This is a genomic window from Halorubrum miltondacostae, assembly GCF_041379815.1.
Lineage (GTDB): Archaea > Halobacteriota > Halobacteria > Halobacteriales > Haloferacaceae > Halorubrum > Halorubrum miltondacostae.
Map to the genome: position 1 here is coordinate 139,422 of NZ_JBEDNY010000003.1, position 20,870 is coordinate 160,291.

Annotated in this window: 16 protein-coding genes; 9 read left to right on the forward strand and 7 right to left on the reverse strand. The window is 70.1% G+C overall.

Annotated features, from left to right (window positions below):
- Window positions 1-103 precede the first annotated feature (103 nt).
- Both ABNG04_RS09755 and ABNG04_RS09760 read left to right on the forward strand, forming a co-directional pair.
- Window positions 104-1,276 (forward strand): 3-dehydroquinate synthase II, encoded by a 1,173-nt coding sequence (locus ABNG04_RS09755; protein ID WP_371162205.1) that lies wholly within the window; start codon window positions 104-106, stop codon window positions 1,274-1,276.
- 86 nt (window positions 1,277-1,362) lie between these two features.
- On the forward strand, window positions 1,363-1,977 hold the full coding sequence (locus ABNG04_RS09760; protein ID WP_371162207.1) for a hypothetical protein: 615 nt from the start codon (window positions 1,363-1,365) through the stop codon (window positions 1,975-1,977).
- A 48-nt stretch (window positions 1,978-2,025) separates the two neighbouring features.
- On the opposite strand, the gene ABNG04_RS09765 is transcribed toward ABNG04_RS09760, so the two are convergent.
- Window positions 2,026-2,742: an SDR family NAD(P)-dependent oxidoreductase gene (locus ABNG04_RS09765; RefSeq protein ID WP_371162208.1), complete on the reverse strand. Its 717-nt coding sequence runs from the start codon at window positions 2,740-2,742 to the stop codon at window positions 2,026-2,028.
- A 156-nt stretch (window positions 2,743-2,898) separates the two neighbouring features.
- On the opposite strand from ABNG04_RS09765, the gene ABNG04_RS09770 reads away from it, so the two are divergent.
- A complete protein-coding gene (locus tag ABNG04_RS09770; protein ID WP_371162209.1) occupies window positions 2,899-3,837 on the forward strand; it encodes a carbohydrate kinase family protein in 939 nt (312 codons plus the stop codon).
- Between the two features lie 362 nt (window positions 3,838-4,199).
- Window positions 4,200-5,954, forward strand: a complete 1,755-nt coding sequence (locus ABNG04_RS09775; protein WP_371162211.1) for an ABC transporter substrate-binding protein — start codon at window positions 4,200-4,202, stop codon at window positions 5,952-5,954.
- 74 nt (window positions 5,955-6,028) lie between these two features.
- On the opposite strand, the gene ABNG04_RS09780 is transcribed toward ABNG04_RS09775, so the two are convergent.
- The 6 genes from ABNG04_RS09780 to ABNG04_RS09805 all read right to left on the reverse strand — a co-directional run bounded on the left by ABNG04_RS09780 (window position 6,029) and on the right by ABNG04_RS09805 (window position 13,634).
- Window positions 6,029-7,342 carry an ABC transporter ATP-binding protein gene (locus tag ABNG04_RS09780; protein ID WP_371162213.1) on the reverse strand — a complete coding sequence of 438 codons (1,314 nt, stop codon included), beginning with the start codon at window positions 7,340-7,342 and terminating at the stop codon, window positions 6,029-6,031.
- On the reverse strand, window positions 7,339-8,676 hold the full coding sequence (locus tag ABNG04_RS09785) for an ABC transporter ATP-binding protein (RefSeq protein ID WP_371162215.1): 1,338 nt from the start codon (window positions 8,674-8,676) through the stop codon (window positions 7,339-7,341). The genes ABNG04_RS09780 and ABNG04_RS09785 overlap by 4 nt, the downstream gene beginning before the upstream one ends.
- Window positions 8,673-10,361, reverse strand: coding sequence for an ABC transporter permease (locus tag ABNG04_RS09790; RefSeq protein ID WP_371162217.1), 1,689 nt, complete (start codon window positions 10,359-10,361; stop codon window positions 8,673-8,675). Before ABNG04_RS09790 ends, ABNG04_RS09785 begins: the two co-directional genes overlap by 4 nt.
- Before the next feature lie 2 nt (window positions 10,362-10,363).
- Window positions 10,364-11,383, reverse strand: a complete 1,020-nt coding sequence (locus ABNG04_RS09795) for an ABC transporter permease (protein WP_006113668.1) — start codon at window positions 11,381-11,383, stop codon at window positions 10,364-10,366.
- 159 nt (window positions 11,384-11,542) lie between these two features.
- Window positions 11,543-12,004 (reverse strand): DUF7529 family protein, encoded by a 462-nt coding sequence (locus tag ABNG04_RS09800; RefSeq protein ID WP_371162219.1) that lies wholly within the window; start codon window positions 12,002-12,004, stop codon window positions 11,543-11,545.
- A 103-nt stretch (window positions 12,005-12,107) separates the two neighbouring features.
- Entirely contained in the window at window positions 12,108-13,634 is a 1,527-nt protein-coding gene (locus ABNG04_RS09805) for a carboxypeptidase M32 (protein ID WP_371162221.1), read from the reverse strand.
- A gap of 143 nt (window positions 13,635-13,777) precedes the next feature.
- On the opposite strand from ABNG04_RS09805, the gene ABNG04_RS09810 reads away from it, so the two are divergent.
- The 5 genes from ABNG04_RS09810 (at window position 13,778) to ABNG04_RS09830 (ending at window position 20,769) form a co-directional block, all read left to right on the forward strand.
- The gene (locus ABNG04_RS09810) at window positions 13,778-14,824 is read left to right on the forward strand and encodes a threonine aldolase family protein (protein WP_371162223.1); all 1,047 of its coding nucleotides are present in this window, start codon (window positions 13,778-13,780) and stop codon (window positions 14,822-14,824) included.
- 165 nt (window positions 14,825-14,989) lie between these two features.
- Complete coding sequence (locus ABNG04_RS09815; RefSeq protein ID WP_371162677.1) at window positions 14,990-15,340, forward strand: DUF2209 family protein; 351 nt, start codon at window positions 14,990-14,992, stop codon at window positions 15,338-15,340.
- Entirely contained in the window at window positions 15,337-16,692 is a 1,356-nt protein-coding gene (gene hflX, locus ABNG04_RS09820) for a GTPase HflX (RefSeq protein WP_371162225.1), read from the forward strand. Before ABNG04_RS09815 ends, hflX begins: the two co-directional genes overlap by 4 nt.
- A 99-nt stretch (window positions 16,693-16,791) precedes the next feature.
- Complete coding sequence (acs, locus tag ABNG04_RS09825; RefSeq protein ID WP_371162227.1) at window positions 16,792-18,753, forward strand: acetate--CoA ligase; 1,962 nt, start codon at window positions 16,792-16,794, stop codon at window positions 18,751-18,753.
- A gap of 240 nt (window positions 18,754-18,993) precedes the next feature.
- Window positions 18,994-20,769, forward strand: coding sequence for a bacterio-opsin activator domain-containing protein (locus tag ABNG04_RS09830; protein ID WP_371162229.1), 1,776 nt, complete (start codon window positions 18,994-18,996; stop codon window positions 20,767-20,769).
- Window positions 20,770-20,870: the final 101 nt, after the last annotated feature.

Genomic DNA, 20,870 nt, shown 5'->3' on the forward strand with positions numbered 1-20,870 from the left:
AATTGCGAAAAGACGGTAAGTGCTTTGTCGTCGCCGCGTCCGGTCGCCCGCAGCACACGACCCTTCCGCAGTTTTCAAGCCGCCCCGCCGCGAGGTCCCGATAATGACACGCACGGTCTGGGTCAAGGCCGACGGCGACGTCGGGGACTGGGAGGCGCGGAAGCGACGGGTCACGGCCGCCATCGAGGCCGGTGCGGACTGGGTGCTCGTCGACGAGGGCGACGTCGGCCGCGTCCGGGAGCTGGGCGACGTGAACGTCGCCGCCTTCCGCTCCGATGCCGACGTGATCGACGACGCCGAGAGCGACGTCGAGGCGGACGCCTACTTCGTCGGGAAGGGGGGCGAGGGCGACGGGACGATCTCGATGCCTGAGGAGTTCTCCGGATCCGCGGACCTGACCACGCTGCGCCGCCGCGACGACCGCGCGCAGGGGGCGTACGTGCGCGTCCTCGGCACCGAGTACGAAGCGTTCGCGGAGACCGCGGCCGACGACGCCGACTTCACGGTGATCGTCGGCGAGGACTGGTCGATCATCCCGCTTGAGAACCTCATCGCCCGCGTCGGCGAGGAGACCCACCTCGTCGCGGGCGCGACGACGGCCGCGGAGGCCCGGACCGCCTTCGAGACGCTGGAGATCGGCGCCGACGGCGTCCTCCTCGACGCGGACTCACCGGACGAGATCCGCGGCGCGGTCGAGGCCCGCGACGCCGCCGACCGCGAGACGCTCGACCTCCGACACGCCGAGGTGACCGAGATCGAACAGACCGGGATGGCCGACCGCGTCTGTATCGACACCGGGTCGCTGATGGACGACAGTGAGGGCATGCTCGTCGGGTCGATGTCGCGGGGACTGTTCTTCGTCCACGCGGAGACCGCGGAGTCGCCGTACGTCGCCTCCCGCCCGTTCCGCGTGAACGCGGGCGCGGTCCACGCCTACGTCCGAAACTCCAAGGGCGGGACCAACTACCTCGCCGAGCTGTCGAGCGGCGACGAGGTCCAGGTCGTCGACACCGACGGCCACACCCGCGAGGCGGTCGTGGGCCGGGTGAAGATCGAGAAGCGCCCGATGTTCCGGATCCAGGCCGAGGTCGAGACGGAAGAGGGGACCGACCGCATCGAGACGCTCATCCAGAACGCTGAGACCGTAAAAATCGCGACGAGTGAGGGGCGCAAGGCCGTCACCGAGGTCGAGGCGGGCGACGAGGCGCTCGTCTACTACGAGGACGTCGCGCGCCACTTCGGCGAGGCCGTCGAGGAGAGCATCATCGAGAAGTGATCCCGCGGCGCAGCGGCGCAGCGGCGGAAACCGGCGGTGTTCGTGTCGACCAGAACGAATTTTATGATTGATTGTAATCCGATGACATGGCATTCGCTAACGAGGCGGATCGTCGCGTCGTCGAGCAGGGATTTCTCGATCGGGTCCAACATCTCGCTCAGGCCGCGAACCCGGCGTTCGCGGCGGGGAGTCTCCTCGTCCCGCTAGCGTTCCTCGGGGCGAGCCTCGCGCTCGCGAGCACCGAGCTCCTCTTTTATACCCACGTCGCGGCGGGGGCGATCTGGTTCGGCTTCGCGCTGATCTTCCCGGCGATCATCGGCCCGACGCTCGGCGGCTTGGACGAGGAGGCCTCGGCTGCGGTGACGACGACGCTCGTGCCGAAGGCCGTCTTCTTCCTCGTCGGGTTCTCGCTGACGACGGTGCTGTCCGGGACGGTGTTGCTCACGACCGACCTCGGCCTCGGCTACGGCTTCGGCGGCGCGTGGTCGGGGGCCGCGCTCGCGCTCGGCTGGGGCTTGTTCGCGTTCGGGATCGCCGTGCCCCACCGGCTCCACCTCAGCGCGTACTACGAGACGCTGTCGCCGGACCCGGACGCCTCGCGGCTCGAATCGATCGAGAAGAAGAACCTCGTCGTCGGGCTGTTCGAGGCGGCATTGATGCTGGCGATCATCGTCATGATGACCGGGTTCCGGCTGGGGTGAGCGCGGAGCGGAGGCGAGGCGTGGCCCCACCGGGAGAGCCCGGCGCTCTCACCAGGGAATCCGCTCGCGGTCCTTCCAGAGCAGTCCCCCCGGACTCCCCGGGGCGAACCGGGCGAGCCAGACAGGGGTCTCGGCTCCCTTCGACGGCGGGCGGGGCGCGCCGTCCCCGCCCATGTCCGTCCGGACCCAGCCGGGGGAGACGGCGTTGGCGATGAGCCCCTGCCCGCCGTACTCGCCGTCGAGGTACGCCGTCAGGCCTCCGAGCCCCACCTTCGACAGTCGATACGGCGGATACCCGCCCTCCATCTGTCCCTCGGTGAACTGGCCGAGGCCCGAGGACATGGATATCACGCGACCGCCCGAACCGTCCAACAGCAGCGGCAGCGCCTCCTTCGTCAGCAGAACCGGGCCGCGGAGGTTTACGGCCATCGTCCGGTCGAAGTCGGCGTCGTCCATCTCGTGGAGCGGCCCCGACCGCGGGAAGATCCCGGCGTTGTTCACCAGCACGTCCAGCGACCCCTGCTCCCGTTCGATCCGGTCGACCGCCGCGCGGATCTGCTTGTCGTCGGTCACGTCCAACTCGACGGCGCGCTGGTCTGCCGCGGTGACGTCGGCCGGGTCTCTGGCCCCGGCGTACACGGTCGCGCCCAGTTCTTCGAGCCCGGCGGCTATCTCGGCGCCGATGCCGCGGGTCGCGCCCGTGACGAGGGCGACGTCGTCGGTCAGGTCCGACTTGAGGTCGACGTCGGGATGCGTCTGTGACATATCGATCGGGGAAGTCCTCCGGCCGGAAATATCCCTGCGCCGGACGCGCGCTCTTCCCGTTCGGTGAACTGCCGGTTCGCGGCCGCCGGTCGGAGGCGACGTCGAGTGGGTAGATTCATGCGCGTACCGGCACAGCGTGGTAAACACCGAACGACAGTGAGTGACAGTGACCGAGGGGTGGTGGTCGTCGGCGACACGACGATCGACCTCTACCCGACGGACGGCGGACCGATCGCGCCCGGGGGCGGCTTCGAGTGGCACGTCGGCGGCACGGCGACGAACGCCGCTCGGTGGGCGGCCGCGCTCGGTTGCGGGGTCGACCTCGTCACGAACGTCGGGACCGACGTGCTCGGGACGGCGGCCGCTCGGCACCTCGCAAGCGGCCCGGTCGACACGGACCGCGTCGCGCGGATCGACGGCCCGTCGCCGCTGACGCTGTACACTGGAGGGGCGGGCGAAGAGGCGTGGAACGCGTGGGTGGCCGGGAGCTGCTACGGCTTCACCCCGCCGGACGATGCGGCGTCGTTCGTGGCCCCCTACGACTGGATCCTCCTCGAGGGAGTCACGCTACCGAGCGCGGTGAACCGGACGGCGGTCCGTCACCTCGCCGCGGCGGCCACGAAGCGCGACGCTCGCGTCGCGTTCGACCTCAACGGGCGTCCGAACCAGTGGTCCGGTCCGGAAGAGTACCGAGACGCGTTACGGGAAGTGCTCCCGCACTGCGAGCTGCTGTTCGCCGGGACTGACGATCTCGCGGTGGCCGGCGTCGAACCGACGCCGGCGGGGCTGCTCGAACTCCTCCCGGCGGACCACTCCGCGACGGCGTTCGTCACCGACGGGGGCGAGGCGACGCGGGCGTTGCGGATCGAGGACGGGTCGGTCACGGAGCGCGTGACCGTCGCGCCCCCGTCGGCGACCGTCGCCACTCCTGCTGGCGCCGGCGACGCGTTCGCGGGCGCGGTCCTTGCCGCTCGGCACGGCGGCGTGTCAGATCTCCGCCGGCTGGCGACGATCGGCAACGCGGCCGGCGCGGCCGCCGTCGAGACGGTCGGTGCGTTTGACGCGGACGCCGAGGGGATGAACCGGTCGTTCTGAACCGCGGAGGCGTCCGATCCCAACCGACGGGCGAATACTCGCCGTCGCACTGCGCGCACTACGGTCCGAACGGGTGAGTCGGCCTGTCCGGGAAGCCCTTATCGCCCGTCCGAGCCGCGACGCGCTGGCCCTCGAACCCGAGTTCGACCCGGTCCGCACCTCTCTCACCTCGCGAACCGCTTCTTCGAGTGCCTTTCGGGCTGCGAGCCCGCCGAGCGTGGGGCGAATCTGCTGTACAAGATACTGGCGGAATATCGGCGTATGACAAGTGGTTTATCCACGCTTTCGTATAACAACGTGTGGCAGTAGATCTTAATCGTCGAAAGTTCCTCGCTGGCGTAGGAACTGTGTCGAGCGTCGCAGTGGCGGGATGCTCCGGAGAAGACCCGGTCGAAGAGGGGTCCGACGGGACGGACGGTAGCTCGGACGCTGGCGACTCGGAGGGGCAGCCCGACGCCGGACGGCTCCAACTGATTCAGAATCCCCGGTCGACGCTGGATCCGATCGGTATCTCGGGCGGGATCAACGCGTGGATGAGTTCGCAGGTCCACGAGCAGCCGTTCAGCTACGAGAACGGCACCGCCCCAGTCTCCGCCATGTTGGTGGAGGAGTACACGGTCTCCGAGGACTTCCTGACGTACACGTTCAAGCTCAAGGAGGGGGTCACGTTCCACAACGGTGAGGAGCTGACCGCCGCCGACGTGGTGTTCTCGTGGCGGCGACTCGCGGAGTCGGAGAACAACCGCAACAACCAGGACCGCATCGTCCGAGGTCCGATGTCCGTCGCCCACGAGACCGACGAGAGCGGCGACACCGTGCCCGGCTCGCTGGCGCTGGAAGCCGTCGATGAGTACACCGTCGAGATGACCCTGGAGACGCCGTTCCAGAACACGCTCGGGAACCTCGCCGACCTCCGGTTCACCGTGATCCCGGAGGGGATCGTCGGTGACATCGAGGGGTACGAGGGCGAGTATCCGTACGACGAGTGGGCGACGGAACGGCTCACCGGAACGGGACCCTTCGAGTTCCGCACGTGGGATCCCGGCAACGAGATCGTCGTCGATCGGTTCGACGAGTACCGCGGGTCCGTGGCGAACATCGAGGGGGTTCGGTGGCAGATCCTCGAGGACCCGAACGCGCGGTACACCCGCGCGGTCAACGAACAGAACGTCGACATCTTCAATCTGCCCCGGTCCCAGTTCGACCCCTCGCTGTTGGACGTCTCGGAGGAAGTCGACGAGAATCGCAGAGAGGGCACGTACGGACCGGTGGGCGGAGAGACGCTCAACTACGGCGAGACGAGCCTGCCGCGGACCCAGTACCTGATCTTCAACACGCTCCGCGTCGAGGAGCCGGCGCGGAAGGCGATCGCGTACATCGTGAACCAAGAGCGGATCACCGAGACGGCGGTGCGGGGCCAGGGCGAGCCCGCCTATCTCCTGACGCCGCCCAGCGGCTTCCCCGGCGGGGCGAGCGACTACCGCGAGCTGGCCGAGGAGGAGTACCCGTACGGCTACGCCCGGTCCGACCTGGAGGCCGCTCGGGAGGTCATGGAGGCGGCCGGCTACGGCGAGGACAACCCGTACGAGACGACGCTCCAGTTCCCCTCGGACAGGCAGGCGTCCGAGTGGAGCGAGATCGCGAGCCTGCTGCGCGATCAGGCGGCGGCCGCCCACATCGACATCGAGATCGAGCAGGCGCCGATCTCCACGCTGACCGACCGAGCCATCGACGGCGACATCACGATCTACGCCGTCTGGAACGAACTCAGCTGGCTCGAGGCCGACGCGATGCTCCGGTTCGCGTACCCCAACCAGTTCGCCTGGTCGCGGTGGGGTGCCGAGGCGGACTACGAGTACGACCAACTGTCCGACGCCGCACAGCGGGCCGCGGACGCGTGGGACCGTTACGAGGAGAACCGGGTGTCCTCCGAGTCGGCACAGGAGGCCCGCAACGAGGCGTACCTCGAAATCGAGCGGGCCAACTGGGAGGACATGACGATGCTTCCGCTGTGGCACCCGATCGAGGACCTGTACTGGTACGACTGGGTCGAGGATCTAGAGATGCACGGCTCGCAGCGTCGCCCGCAGCTGAACGGGATCTCGCTGAACCGCTAACGGCCGGCCCGGGGCAGAGCCCTCCTCTCTGGCGACGCGGCGTCCGCGGGTCCCCGGTCGGACCGGGGGAACCGTCACCGCGTGTCGGTGCGATATTCGTCCGGCTCCTCGTACTCGTCTCGGTGACGATGACACCGGCTCAGCCGGCCGGCCGCGGTCGGGTGGTCGTCCGGGACCTCCGTCTCGCAGACCGACCCAAAGGCATCGTCGAGAAGCTCCGTCGCCTCCGTGACTCCCTCCTCCGCTGCGGTCGCGACTGCCCGATCGATCCCCTCGCGGGCGGCCTCCGGAAGGCTCACGTCGTCGAAGAGGTCGTCGCGCACCTCGCGGATCGGCGTCGCTCGGTCGTCGACCCCGAGTCGGCGCTTCAGTCCGTCAACGAAGCCGTCGGCGTCGCGCGCGCGGTCTCGGAGTACCGCCCGGAACTCCTCGATCCGAGTCCACCCCTCCTCGTCCACCGCCTCATGTTCCGTCGGTCGGATCTTGAACGGACACCGGGTAGAGAAGCCACACCCCGTCGGCGGATCGCGGGGGCTGGGTGGAGAGCCGCGGAGCGTGATCCGGTCCTGCGAGACCGTCGGGTCGGCGTGCGGAATCGCGGAGAGGAGCGCTCGCGTGTAGGGGTTCGACGGCGACCGGAACAGCTCCTCGGTGGGTCCCAGTTCCATGAGCTTCCCCAAGTACATGACGCCGACCCGATCGCAGACGTGCCTGACCACGCTCAGGTCGTGTGCGATCAGCATGTACGTGAGGTTCAGCTCCTCCTGGAGGTCGGTGAGCAGGTTGAGTATCTTCGCTTGGACCGAGACGTCGAGCGCCGACACCGGCTCGTCGAGGACGATGAACTCCGGTTCGGGGGCCAACGCCCGGGCGATGCCGATCCGCTGCCGCTGGCCGCCCGAGAACTGATGCGGATACCGATGGTAGTGTTCCGCTTCGAGCCCGACCGTCTCGAGGAGCTCCGCGACGCGGTCGCGCCGGTCCGCGTCGGTCCCCCACCCGTGTACGTCGAGCGGCTCGCGGACGATCTGTCCGACGGTCATCCGCTCGTTGACCGCCGTGTTCGGGTTCTGGTACACCATTTGCGCGTCCTGCCGCCACGACTTCAGCTCTCGGCGTCCCAGTTCCGTCACGTCTCGTCCGTCGAAGTAGACTCGTCCGGCGTCGACGTCCTCCAGTCTGAGGACACTGCGACCGAGGGTGGTCTTCCCGCAGCCGGATTCCCCGACTATCCCCAGGGTCTCGCCGCGACCGATCTCGAACGAGACGTCGTCGACCGCCTTGACCGGCTTTCCGCCGATCAGTCGCTCGCTCGCGTAGTAGGTCCGAAGTCCCTCGACGCTGACGAGCGGGTCCCGGTCCGCGCCAGAACGCTCCGAATCGCTCACGACGGACCCCCGCGATCGGCGGCCCCCGGCCCCTCGCCGGTACCGCCTGCGCCCGTCGCCCCGTCGGCGTTCAGTTCGAGGTCCTCGTCGTGTGCCGCGATCCGCCGGCGGTGCGGTTCCGCCTCCGGGTAGAGCAGACAGGCGGCCGTGTGTCCGTCGGTCCCCGCGGGGTCGCCGGCCGCGACGGCATCCGAGGGGGCGCTCACGTCCACGTGGCTCGGATGGACCGTCTCGCACTCCGGCATGGCCTCGGGACAGCGCGGCGCGAACCGGCAGCTCGTGGCCGGCTCGTTCGGCGTCGGCACGCTCCCCTCGATGGTCGGCAGGCGGTCAGCGGTGCCGGCGAGCCCGGGGATGCTCTCCAGCAGCCCTCGCGTGTAGGGGTGTTTGGGGTCTGCGAACAGCCGTCCGACCGACGCCCGCTCGACTATCTCTCCGGCGTACATAACGGCCACCGCGTCGGCGATCCGCGAGACGACGCCCATGTCGTGCGTGATGAACACGACCGCGAGGTCGCGCTCCCGCTGGAGCTCCTCCAGCAGGTCGAGTATCTGCGCCTGGATCGTGACGTCGAGGCCGGTCGTGGGCTCGTCGCAGAGCAGCACCTCGGGGTCGCACGCCAGCGCGAGCGCGATCGCCGCACGCTGTTGCATCCCGCCGGAGAACTGGTGGGGATACTCGTCGAGCCGCCGCTCCGGGTCCGAGATACCGACGCTCTCCAGCAGCGCCGCCGCGGTCTCCGTCGCCTCCGCGCCGTCGACGTCCCGGTGGATCCCGAGCAGTTCCCGGATCTGGTTGCCGACGGTGTACACCGGGTTGAGGCTGCTCGCGGCGTCCTGAAACACCATCGCGATCTCGCCGCCGCGGGCCCGCTCGACGACAGCCCTCGGCGCGGCGACCAGATCGACCCATCCGGTCTCGATTGCCGACGCCTCGCCGGCCGAGCGGGCCTCCGTCACCGTCACGAACCGCCCCTCGGGGTCGGGCGACGAGTCGCCGCGCGACCGGGGATCGGCCGTGGCCCGGGAGTCCGGACCGTCCGTCTCGTCGGTCGCCCACCGGACCGCGTCCGGATACCGCTCGGCGATCCGGCGGACGAACGACGGCCCGTGGTACCTGATTGACCCGCTCGGGTCGACCCGGCCCGGATCGTCGACGAGGCCGAGGATCGACCGCGCCGTCACGCTCTTGCCGGAGCCGCTCTCGCCGACGAGCCCGAGCGTCCGTCCGGGCGGAACGGCGAACGAGACGCCGTCGACGGCCCTGACGGTCTCGCGGTCGGTGTTGAACGTCGTCTTCAGTCCCTCGACGGAGAGGATCGGTCCGTCAGTCACACGCCACCACCCCGGGATTCCGTCTCGCTGGGGTCGGTCGCCCCGCTGTCGCTTTGCGGATCAACAACGTCTCTGAGAGCGTCGCCGACGGCATTAAACCCGATGACTACGAGCGTCACCATCGCCCCGGGGATCAGCGAGATGTGCCAGGACTCGGTCGCCACGTACTCCCGCCCCATGTCGACGGCGCGGCCCCACTCCGGCGTGGGCGGGGTGACGCCGAGCCCGAGGAACGACAGCCCCGCGATGGCGAGTATCACGCCGCCCAACACCAGCGAACTGTAGATGAGCAGGTAGCCAACGAGGTACGGGAGCATGTGGAGCCGCATGATCCCGAGCGGCGACTGGCCGTAGTTGCGCGCGGCGTCGACCCAGTCGCGTTCGGCGATCTGGAGCGACGGGCCGCGGAAGGCGCGCCAGAGGAACGGCCACCCCGTCGCGGCGAGCACGAGCGCCAGCAGCACGCCGCCGTCGTACAGCCCCGCGAGCGGCGTGTCGGCCAGGAGCACCGTGAGGAGTATCAGGAGCAGCAGCCGGGGGACCCCCATCACGGTGTCGCTCGTCACCACGAGGATGAGGTCGGCGACGCCGCGGTAGTACGCCGACAGCAGCGCGAACGCGGTAGCGACGACGGTGCTCGCTCCCACGCTCAACAGCCCGACGACCAGCGACACCCGCGCGCCGTGGACGAGGAAGGTGAAGAGGTCCTTCCCGTTGGTGAGCGTGCCGAACGGGTGGAACCGACCGAACCGGTCGTAGCTACCCGGGCCGAGGTTCTCGGCGGCGTACCCCACCGACCGCGTCTGCGAGTTGGCGTTGCCGACGAGGATCTCCGTGACGCGCCCGAGGTCGGGGTCGTAGTACTGGATCGTGTGCGAGAACGGCGAGTACAGGTTCTGTTCGGCGGTGGTCGTCCCGAGCGACGGGGCGAACAGCGCCATCGTCAGGAACAGTCCGACCACGACGAGCCCGAACTGGCCCCAGCGGTGGCCGCGGAGCCGCCGGACGGCGTCGTCGCGCGGCGTCCAGTCGGCCCGGCGGTAGTAGGCCCGGAACAGCAGATATCCGACCCAGACCCACGCCGCCCACGCGAGCACGTACAGGTGGATCAAGAGTACCCGAACGCCCCACGCGACGGCGGGAGACAGCCCGAGGAACGTTCCCCGCCACGTGCCGTCGGGGAGCTGATACCCGCGGTTCGGGACCGTCTCGCGGGCGGTCAGCGTCGGGAGGTCGGCCATCGGCCGGACCGCTGCCAGCGCCGTCTCGCCGACCGCGTGGACGGCGTCGGCGGCACCGAACCGGACGGCGAGCCAACATCCGACCAGGACCACCCCACCGAGGCCGACCCGTTCCGCCGGCCGACGGAGCCGCAGGGGTAGCGCCGCGGTCGCCGCTTCGACGCGTTCGGACCCGACGCGAGCGGCGACCACCACCCCGACCAGCCACGCCAGAAGGACGGCGAGACCGACGACCGCGACCCCCGCCGGTCCGCGGGAGGCCAGGGCTCCCCGGACCCACGCCGCGGTCGGCCCTGTCGCGGCCGCGACGGCCGTCCCGACCGACACCGCGCCGGCCGCCATTCGGCCCAACTCCGCGGCGATCAGGACGGCGACGCCCGTGAACCAGCCGAGGGCCGGGAGCGGTCGAATGCGGAGCCGGGCCGACGGTGAGTCCGGCGCCACGGCTACCGCCCCCCGTACCCGACGCGCGGGTCGATCAGGACGTACAGCAGGTCCTGAAGCAGGTTGATGAGCACGACGACGAGGATGAAGACGAAGACGAGTGCGGTCACTAGGGGCATGTCGGCGTTGAGGACGGACTGGAAGAACAGCCAGCCGAGCCCGTTGATCCCGAACACGACCTCGACGATGACGGAACCGCCGATCAGCAGGAACGCCTCGTTGGTGATCGTCGGGACCAGCGGGATCAGCGCGTTCCGGAGGACGTGTTTCCAGACGACCGAACGCCGCGGGACGCCGTTCGCCTCGGCGGCCTCGACGTACCCGTCGTTGATCGTTTCGAGCACCGCCGTCCGGGCGATCCGGAGCTCGCTCCCCATGGAAGCCGATCCCAGCACCACGGCGGCCGGGAGGACCTGTTTCACCGCCGCGACGAAGCCGGTCGGCGACAGCAGCCGCGACAGGTCGGGCGTCCCGGTCACGGACGTCTCGACGAAGAGGTCGTTCCAGCTGAATCCGAGCAGGGCGTCCGACTGGGAGAGCACGGCGAGGAGGATGATCCCGAGCCAGAAGTTGGGCATCCCCCGCCAGACGATCCCGAACAGCGAGAGCAGGTAGTCGAGGGGCGTGTCGGAGTTGATCCCCGCGTACACTCCCATCGGGATCCCGACGAATATGGGGATGAGGACCGCCCAGAACGCCAGCCACAGCGTCCGCGGCGCGTACACGACGAGTAGCGAGACCACGTCCGTCTGCGGGGCCAACACCCACGACTGTCCCAAGTCCAACGTCAGCAGATCGGTCATGTAGCTCCAGTAGTGTTGGAGCGGCGGCTGTTCGAGCCCCAACTCCACGCGGATCCGCTCGTACTCGGCGACCCCCTCCTCGGTCGCCGCTTCGCCGACGATGGCGGCCGCCGGGTCGATCGGTCCGAACCGGAAGATCACGAACGTGAGCGTCGCGCCAAGGACGAGCACCGGCACGGACAGCGCGACCCGCTTGAGAAAGTACTGTACCCGGCTCATACAGCGGTCGAGGCTGCCGTCCGATCAGTCGAGTTCGCTGCGTGCGCGGGCACTGTTGATACAGCTATCAGTCCGCGTAGACACGTAAATCGGCTTCGGAGTCCGCAACCGAGACCGCCGGCGCGAAGTGGCTTCAGGGCACGGGTCGCGGTCGCCCCGTCACTCCGGGAAGAACGGGTCCGGGTCCGCGTGCCGGAACGAGCCGAGGTGCGTCCCGTCGACGCGGAGCACGTGTGAGCGCGTGACTCCCGTCTCCTCGGCGGTGGCTCGGACCGGGGGGAGAGACGACCTGTCGATCGCGCCGGCGATGAGGATCGCCCGCGCACTCGGTTCGTCCATCATCACGGTCAACAGGAACAGCCGATCGGGCGTCGCGGCGCGGAACACCCGCGTTCGCTCGAACCCGTCCGGATCGAACCACTCGACGAACGTGTCCGCGTCGTCGTCGGGGACGACGTGTGCGAAACCGGGGTCCAGCCTCCGGTCGTCGTCTGGCGGGATCGCCGCGGTGTCGCCCGCGGGCGACGCGAGCGTGTCCCATCCGTCCTCCGAGAGCTCCGCGGACAGCGCCTTCATCTCCCGGAGGGTCCGCGTCCACGGGTCGGGGTCGTCGTCTGTCATGCCGGACACTGCGGCGCGTGGCGCGAAAAGGGGTCCGATCGGACGCGCGGCGGACCGGAACGCGATTTGGACACCCAGGCCGGATCGAAGGACCCGGACCGCCTCAGATCCCGTACAGCTCGCCGTACTTCTCGTCGACGTAGTCGAGGAACGCGTCCGCGGAGAAGTCCTCGCCGGTCGCGCGCTTGACCAGCTCGTTCGTCTCGTAGCGGGCGCCGTGCCGGTGGACGTTCTCGCCGAGCCAGTCGCGGAGGTCGTCGAACTCGCCCTCGGCGATCTTCGCGTCGAGGTCGTCGATCTCGGCCTCGGCGGCCTCGAACAGCTGCGCGGCCATGACGGAGCCGAGCGAGTAGGTCGGGAAGTAGCCGAAGTTCCCGTGGCTCCAGTGGATGTCTTGGAGACAGCCCTCGCTGTCGGTGTCGGGGCGGATGCCGAGGTACTCCTCGTACTTGTCGTTCCAGACCTCGGGCACGTCCTCGACGTCGAGGTCGCCGCGGACTAGGTCGCGCTCGATCTCGAACCGGATGACGATGTGGAGGTGGTAGGTGAGCTCGTCGGCCTCGACGCGGATGAGGTTGTCCTCGTACACTTGATTGAACGCCTCGTAGGCGTCGCGGACCGTCGCCTCCTCGGTCTGCGGGAAGTGCTCTTGGAAGACGGGGAGGAACTCCTGCCAGAACGCCTCGCTGCGCCCGACGTGGTTCTCCCAGAGCCGCGATTGCGACTCGTGGACGGAGAGGTCGCGCGACGTGCCAAGCGGCGTGCCGAAGTGCTCCCGCGGGAGCCCGAGGTTGTACTGCGCGTGGCCGAACTCGTGGATCGTCGAGCCGACCGCGCCGAGCGGGTCGGTCTCGTCGAACCGGGTCGTCACCCGGCAGTCGAACTGGTTGCCGGAGGTGAACGGGTGCGAGGAGACGTCGAGGCGACCGCGGTCGAAGTCGTAGCCGACAAGTTCGAGCGCGTCGCGCGACAGCGCCTCCTGGTCGTCCTCGGGGAAGGTGCCCTCGAAGGTGTCGACCGCGAGCTCGACGTCCGACTCGCGGATGTCCTCGATCATCGGAACGAGGGCCTCCCGGAGCTCGGTGAGGATCGACTCGGCGCGCTCCATCGAGAGGCACGGCTCGAACTCCTCGAAGAGGACCTCGTAGGGGTCGCGGTCGGGGTCGATGTGCTCGGCGTACTCCCGCTTCAGTTCGACGTGCTTCTCGAGGTAGGGGGCGAACTCATCGAAGTCGTCCTCCGCCTTCGCCTCCTCCCACGCCTGGAGCGCCTCGGAGCCGGTCTCGGAGATCTCCTCGACGAGCTCGACCGGGACGGCGTCGGCGCGCTCGTACTCGCGGCGGACCTCGCGGACGACCGCGGCCTGCTCGTCCGTGAGGTCGGCGTCGTCGAGCTCGTCGAGCAGCTCGCCCGTCTCGTCGGCGGTGACCATGTCGTGGTGGACCGAGGAGAGCGCCGAGAGCTGCTTCGACCGGGCGGGGGTGCCGCCCTCGGGCATCATCACCTGCTGGTCCCACCCGAGGACCCCGGAGGCGCTGCCGACCGCGTTCCACCGCTGGACGCGGTCGAGCAGGGCCTCGTAAGCGTCCGGTGCGCTCGCTGACTCGTCTGGCGCGGCTTCCGTTGCCATACGTCACGGATCGATCCCGGTCGTTAAGAAGGGACCGGACGCGGAACCGAGCGTCGAACCTTGATCCCCCGCCAGCGCTCGCTGCGGCGGCTGTTCGCCGAGCGCGGGATATATGCCCGCCGCCGCGGAAGGGCCTACAACGGATGTCCCACGACGACTTCATCGACCTGCGGTCCGACACGGTCACGACGCCCTCGGACGAGATGCGCGACGCGGCCGCGACGGCGGAGGTCGGCGACGACGTGTACCGCGACGACCCGACGGTCAACGAGCTGGAGCGACGGGCCGCCGAGGCGGTGGGCACCGAGGCCGCGCTGTACGTCCCCTCGGGGACGATGGCGAACCAGATCGCGGTCCACGCCCACACGGAGCCGGGCCAGGAACTCCTCTTAGAACGCGAGTCGCACATCTACCGCTGGGAGCTCGCAGGCGCGGCGAAGCTCTCGGGCGTTCAGACCCGGACGATAGACGCCGGCGAGCGCTGCGTCCCGACCCCCGAGGCGGTCCATGAGGGGCTCGTCGACGAGGATCTCCACCGCCCCGGGACCGGCCTCCTCGCCGTGGAGAACACCCACAACTACCGCGGCGGGATCGCGGTCCCGGTCGATCGGATCGCGGCCGCGGCCGAGGTCGCCCGCGACGCCGATGTGCCGGTCCACCTCGACGGGGCGCGCGTGTTCAACGCCGCGGTTGCGCTCGGCGTCGACGCGAGCGAGATCGTCGACCCGGCCGACAGCGTCACCTTCTGCCTCTCGAAGGGGCTCGGCGCGCCAGTCGGCTCCATCCTCGCCGGCGACGAGGCGTTTATCGAGGACGCCCGCCGGGTCCGCAAGCTGTTCGGCGGCGGGATGCGACAGGCCGGCATGATCGCGGCCCCGGCGCTCCGCGCGCTGGAGAACGTCGACCGCCTCGCGGAGGACCACGCCAACGCGGAGCGGCTCGCGGCCGGCCTCGACGCGCTCGAGGGCGTCGACGTCCCCGCGCCGGACACGAACATCGTCGTGGCGGACACCGAGGCGGCCGGCATCCCGGCCGAGTCGCTCTACGCGGCCTGTAAGGAGGCCGGCGTCGGCTGTGTCGAGTTCGACGACTACGCGACGCGGTTCACCACGCACCTCGACCTCGACGAGAGCGACGTCGACGAGGCGGTCGACCGCGTCGCGGCCGTCGTCGACGACCTCCGGAACTGACCGTGCCGGTCGGGCCGCCGGGCCGCTCTCCGCGGCGACCCACGAAAACGTTCAATTCGACGGGACGCTTACGGCGCGGTATGGACAGGCGAGCTGTCGAAAGAGAGGAGCGATCCGGTCGAACGGTGGTGGACAGCTCCCGCCCCTGAGGTCGTCGGCGCGGACATCAGCGGCCGTCACGAGGAGGACGGCGAGTACCTGATGGTCGCGGCCGCGGTCCACGCGCGAATCGACTCCGCCCGGATTCGATCGGTGGAGGGCATGGGATTCGCCGCCGCGCGCGAGGGGCCGACGCTGGAGGCGACCGTCGCGCTCGCGGCGGACGCCGTGGGCGACCTCCCGACGCCGCCCGACGGACCGATCGTCGCGGAGGGCGGCGAGTTCTACGAGGAGCCGGCGAGCCGCGTCGGACTGAGCTTCCAGCCCGAGTTTAAATACGTCGAGAGCATAGGCGAGCGCGAGACAGTGCAGGCAGCACACCACGCCGCGTACGCCGCTCGGGACCTCCTCCGATGAGTGACAGCGCCGAGGTCCGCGTCGATTCCGACCCGACCGGCGAGGGACGCCGCGCGGTCGTCGCCAAGCGCGTCGACTCCGGCGAGGCCGACCTGTCCGAGATCGGCCAGTTAGCGGCCGCGGCGGGCTACGAGGTCGTCGGCGAGCTCACCCAGACCCGCACCGAGGACGCCGCGTTCATGTTCGGCGAGGGGAAGGTCGCGGAGCTGCGCGACCTCGTCCGGCGCGCCGACGCCGAGGCGGTGATCATCGACAACGACGTGGGGCCGTACCAGACGTTCAACATCGGCGGGAAGCTTCCGGAAGGCGTCGAGGTGGTCGACCGGTTCACGCTCATCCTCGAGATCTTCGGCCAGCGCGCCAATACGCGGAAGGCGCAGCTCCAGGTCGAGCTCGCGGAGCTGCGCTACGAGCTCCCCCGGGCGGAGGCGAAGGCAAGCCTCGCGAAGCGCGACGAGCGCCCCGGGTTCATGGGGCTCGGCGAGTACGACGAGAGCATCGAGCGCGACATCAAACGGCAGATCTCCGAGATCCGCGACGAGCTGGCGTCGATCGCGGAGAAGGAGGAGGCGCGCCGCGAGCAGCGCCGCGACTCCGGCTTCGACCTGGTCGCGCTCGCAGGCTACACCAACGCCGGGAAGTCGACGCTGATGCGCCGGCTCGCGGACGAGCTGGCGGTCGACGAGAACGCCGAGCGCCACCGCGACCTCGACACCACCGCGGAGTCACAGGACATGCTGTTCACGACGCTCGGGACTACCACGCGCCGCGCGGAGATGGAGAAGCGCGACGTCCTCCTGACCGACACCGTCGGGTTCATCGCGGACCTCCCCCACTGGCTCGTGGAGTCGTTCGAGTCGACGCTCGACTCGGTGTACCGCGCGGACCTCGTCCTCCTCGTCGTCGACGCCAGCGAGTCGGTCGAGGCGATGCGCGAGAAGCTCGTCACGAGCCACGACACCCTCTACAAGCGCAACGAGGCGCCGGTCGTCACCGTGTTCAACAAGATCGACCGGCTCGAACCGGGCGCGCTCGCGGATAAGCGCGCCGCGCTCTCCGGCGTCGCGCCCGATCCGATCGCCGTCTCGGCGAAGACGGGCGCCGGCGTGGCCGAACTCCGCGACCGGGTCGAAGCGGAGCTCCCCGACTGGGAGCGCGAGCGCCTCGTCCTCCCCGTCTCCGACGAGTCGATGAGCCTCGTCTCGTGGGTCCACGACCACGGGTACGTCGCCGAGGAGACGTACGCCGGCGACCAGGTGACGGTCGACTTCGAGGCCAAACCGTCCATCGTCGCCCGCGCCCGGGCGAAGGCGGCCGACATCTCGACGTCGCCGCCGGAGGAGTCGGTCTGACCGCCGGTCCGGGAAGGGAATCGGCGTCCCTCGATGGAGGGCGCTCGGTCCGCGGGTGGCCGGACAAAGTATACGGTTCTGCGTCGGCCATTAGGTGCCATGGACGACTCCGGGAACGGCGGTCGGTCCGTCGACGGCGACGAGGACGCCGTGCCGCCGCCGGCCGACTTTCGGGAGCGCGCCGCCGCGAGCGACCCCGCGGTGTACGAGCGGTTCGACCGCGAGGGTCCGGAAGCGTGGCGGGCGGCGGCCGACCTCCTGACGTGGGACCGCGAGTACGAGACCGTCCTCGACGACTCTCACCCCCCCTTCTACGAGTGGTTCCCGGACGGGCGGCTGAACGCGTCGGCGAACTGCGTCGACCGTCATCTCGACGACCGTCGGAACCAGCTCGCGATCCGGTGGTTCGGCAAGCGGGGCGAGCGCCGGTCGTACACCTACCTCGACCTCCACCGCGAGGTGAACGCGCTCGCGGCCGGACTGCGCGACCTCGGCGTCGAGGAGGACGACGTGGTCACGCTCTACTTGCCGATGGTCCCGGAGCTGCCGATCGCGATGCTGGCGTGCGCCCGCATCGGCGCGCCGCACAACGTCGTCTTCGCGGGGCTGTCCGCGGAGGCGCTCGCGACCCGGATCGACGCGGCCGACTCCGAGTACCTGATCACCTGCGACGGCTACTACCGCCGCGAGGACGCGTTCAATCAGAAGTCGAAGGCCGACAACGCCCGGATCCGCGCCGAGAGCGAGCTGTCGGCCGCGGTCGTCGTCGACCGGCTCGGCGACGAGCTGGCCGTCTCGCTCGGCGACGACGAACACGAGTACGACGCGCTCGTCGACGCGCACGACGGGGAGACGGTCGAGCCGGTCGCCCGCGACGCGACGGACCTCCTCTTCGTGATGTACACCTCGGGCACGACCGGGCGGCCGAAAGGGGTCGAGCACGCGACGGGCGGGTACCTCGCGCACGTCGCGTGGACGACGCGGAAGGTCTTGGACGTGCGCCCCGACGACACCTACTGGTGCGCCGCCGACATCGGCTGGATCACCGGCCACTCCTACGGCGTCTACGGCCCGCTCGCGACCGGGACGACGACGGTGCTGTACGAGGGGTCGCCCGACTACCCCGACCGCGACCGCGTCTGGGACCTGATCGAGCGCAACGCAGTGAGCGTCTTCTACACCTCGCCGACGGCAATCCGGTCGTTCATGAAGTGGGGCGCGGAGTACCCCGAGTCGCACGACCTCTCGTCGATCCGCCTGCTCGGCACGGTCGGCGAGTCGATCACGCCGAAGGCGTGGCGCTGGTACCGCGAGCACGTCGGCGGCGGCGACGCGCCCGTCGTCGACACGTGGTGGCAGACCGAGACCGGCGCCATCGCGCTCGCCACGCTTCCAGGGGTCACGCCGATGAAGCCGGGGAAGGTCGGCCCGCCACTGCCGGGGATCGACGCCCGCGTCGTTGACGACGAGGGCGAGCCGGTCGCCCCCGGCGAGTCCGGGTACCTCACGCTCGCGTCGCCGTGGCCCGGGATGTTGCGCGGGCTCCGGGAGGGCGACGAGCGCTACCTCCGCGAGTACTGGCTCAGGGGAGAGGACGGCTGGCGCTACCGGACCGGCGACGGCGCGACCGTCGACGAGGACGGCTACGTCACGATCCTCGGCCGCGTCGACGACGTGATCAACGTCCGGGCGCAGCGGTTCAACACGGGAGAGCTGGAGGCGGCCATCGTCGACGCCGACGGCGTGACCGAGGCCGCGGTCGTCGGGGACGACGACGGGCGGATCGTCGCGTACGTGACGACGAAGAGCGGCGTCGAACCGGGTGAGGGGCTCCGCGATGCCATCGCAGACCGGCTGACCGACGCCGTCGGCGACGTGGCCCGCCCCGACCGGATCGTGTTCACCCCGGAGCTCCCGAAGACGCGCTCGGGGAAGATCATGCGCCGGCTCCTGGAGGACATCGCCCGCGGCGAGGAGTTTGGCGACGTGAGCGCGCTCCGGAACCCCGAGGTGGTGGGCGAGATCGAGTCGACGGTGAAGGACAGCGGTGCCCAGCTGTAAGCGTTCTCAGGCCGCGCGGACGTCCCCCCTTTGCGGGCTCGTGTCGTCTCCGAGCACCGGCGGGAACCGACGGTCGCGATGGCCGCCAGCAATGTTTCGCAATCAAGGTCAAATACGAAACGTATCTGCCGCGACTCGACCGCAGTGAAGAGAGTTCTCCCGACGAAAATTCAATTCAGGAATGAATAAATTGATCTCCGCAACAATTATATTTCGGCTAACCGTTGAATTCCGAAACAGATGGTCGACGGTCTCGACGCGGACGCCTACGACGCGCTCGTCACCGCCGCGGAGACGTATCGCGCGGCGCTCGTCGTCAGGTTGGCCGGCGAGGCCGGGCTCCGCACCGAGGAGATAACCCTGGTCGCCCCGCGACACCTGCGGGAATCCGAATCCGTCGCCGGGCCGCGCCTCCTCGCGGTGCCGGCGGTCGACGGAGCCGAAGGACCGGCGGGTCCCGGCGACGAACCGATCGACCGGGAGACGGTGGTACCGGGATCGCTGGCGGCCGACCTCGACCGGTACGCGACGAGCGAGGGACTCGACGACGACGAGCCGTACGTCGACGTCTCCCCCCGCCGCGTCCAGATGATCGTGAGCGAGACGGCGGCGCGGGCGGCGAGTCTCACCGAGGCCGCCCCCGACGGGCGGGTCACCCCGAGCGCCCTCCGGAAGACGTTCGCCAGGCGGCAGCTCGTCGACCGCGGCGTCGACCCGCGGGCGGTCCGCGACGCCGGCGGCTGGGAGTCGCTCGGCACGCTGGACCCGTACCTCGACCCGCTCGACGGGGAGGCGCTCGCGGCCGCGATGGCGGGAGAGGAGACCGCAGGTGACCCGTCGGCGGAGCGGGCCGGGACGACGGTTCTGGCGGGGTTCGAGGCGCTGGGCGATCCCGGAGGCGCGGACCCCCCGGCGGCCGTCGCCGCGGGGCTGATCGAGGCCGACCGGTGGGTTGAGGCCTGGGTCGTCCGGCGGGCGGTCGGCGGCGACCGGGCAGACGTGACCGCGGCGGCGGGCGTCGATCCCGAGGCGCTCGCGGACCGCGGGGTGGCCGCGGGCGGGCCGTGGCTGGACGCGATGGCCGACGGGGCACCCGCCACGACCGACGGCCGGCGGGAGACCGATGGCCGGCCCGCGGTCGCGGTGCCGGCGGCCTACGAGGGCGTTGTCCACGGCTCGCTCTGCGTCGTCGCGGCCGACGGCGACCCGATAGAACAGGCGGAGCGACGGGCGCTCGCGGCGCTCGGGCGGTGTCTCGGGCGGGCGATCACCGCGGACCGGTGGCGGGAGCTGCTCCACTCCGACGCGGTGACCGAGGTGGAGTTCCGGACGAGCGACGACGGGGCGTTCCTCGCCCGCGCGAGCGACCGACTGGACTGCCGGATCGAGCTGGCGTCGACCGTCGACGTCGACGACGACGTCTCCCGCGCGTACCTCTCCGTCGAGGGCGCTCGCCCGCAGGACTTCGCGTCGGTCGTCACGTCGGCGACGGGGGCGTCCGACTTCCGCGTGATAGAGACCCGCGAGGACGGCTGCTCGGCGTCGGTCCGCCTCGCCGACGGCTCGCTCGTCAGGGCGCTGATCGACCACGGCGCGACCGTGCGCGACGCGTCGGCCGCCGACGGCCGGGTCCGCGTGGTCGCGGACTTCCCCGAGGGGACGAACGTCCGGCCCGTCGCCGACGGCCTCCGCGACCGGTTCGCCGACGTGCGGCTCGCGAGCAAGGAGTCGGTGGCGCGCTCGCCCCGCACGGAGTCGTCGCTGCGGGAGGGCGTCGCCGACCGGTTCACCGACCGCCAGTGGGCCGCGCTGTCGGCGGCGTACCACGGCGGCTACTTCGACTGGCCCCGCGGGAGCACGGCCGAGGAGGTCGCCGACGCGATGGACGTCTCGTCGCCGACGTTCCACAACCACCTCCGGAAGGCCCAGCGCGCGCTCCTCGACGGCGTCTTCGAGGACGACGCGGAGCGGTCGCTCCGCGAGGACGACGGTCCGGTGGCCCCGTCAGAGCGGTGAACGCGCGCGTCCACGGTCTTTGGAGCCGGTTCTGCCGTGAGAGCGGCGCCGACGCGGGCGTATCTATCACGATTTTTCGTATTTAGCGCCAGCGTTTATAT

What these genes read in the sequence shown, in the direction of transcription:
- acs (WP_371162227.1), top strand. Translation starts at nt 16,792, where the DNA reads ATGGACGACTCCGGGAACGGCGGTCGGTCCGTCGACGGCGACGAGGAC.
- ABNG04_RS09795 (WP_006113668.1), bottom strand. Translation starts at nt 11,383, where the DNA reads ATGAGCCGGGTACAGTACTTTCTCAAGCGGGTCGCGCTGTCCGTGCCG.
- ABNG04_RS09805 (WP_371162221.1), bottom strand. Translation starts at nt 13,634, where the DNA reads ATGGCAACGGAAGCCGCGCCAGACGAGTCAGCGAGCGCACCGGACGCT.
- ABNG04_RS09765 (WP_371162208.1), bottom strand. Translation starts at nt 2,742, where the DNA reads ATGTCACAGACGCATCCCGACGTCGACCTCAAGTCGGACCTGACCGAC.
- ABNG04_RS09830 (WP_371162229.1), top strand. Translation starts at nt 18,994, where the DNA reads ATGGTCGACGGTCTCGACGCGGACGCCTACGACGCGCTCGTCACCGCC.
- ABNG04_RS09810 (WP_371162223.1), top strand. Translation starts at nt 13,778, where the DNA reads ATGTCCCACGACGACTTCATCGACCTGCGGTCCGACACGGTCACGACG.
- ABNG04_RS09760 (WP_371162207.1), top strand. Translation starts at nt 1,363, where the DNA reads ATGGCATTCGCTAACGAGGCGGATCGTCGCGTCGTCGAGCAGGGATTT.
- ABNG04_RS09800 (WP_371162219.1), bottom strand. Translation starts at nt 12,004, where the DNA reads ATGACAGACGACGACCCCGACCCGTGGACGCGGACCCTCCGGGAGATG.
- hflX (WP_371162225.1), top strand. Translation starts at nt 15,337, where the DNA reads ATGAGTGACAGCGCCGAGGTCCGCGTCGATTCCGACCCGACCGGCGAG.
- ABNG04_RS09755 (WP_371162205.1), top strand. Translation starts at nt 104, where the DNA reads ATGACACGCACGGTCTGGGTCAAGGCCGACGGCGACGTCGGGGACTGG.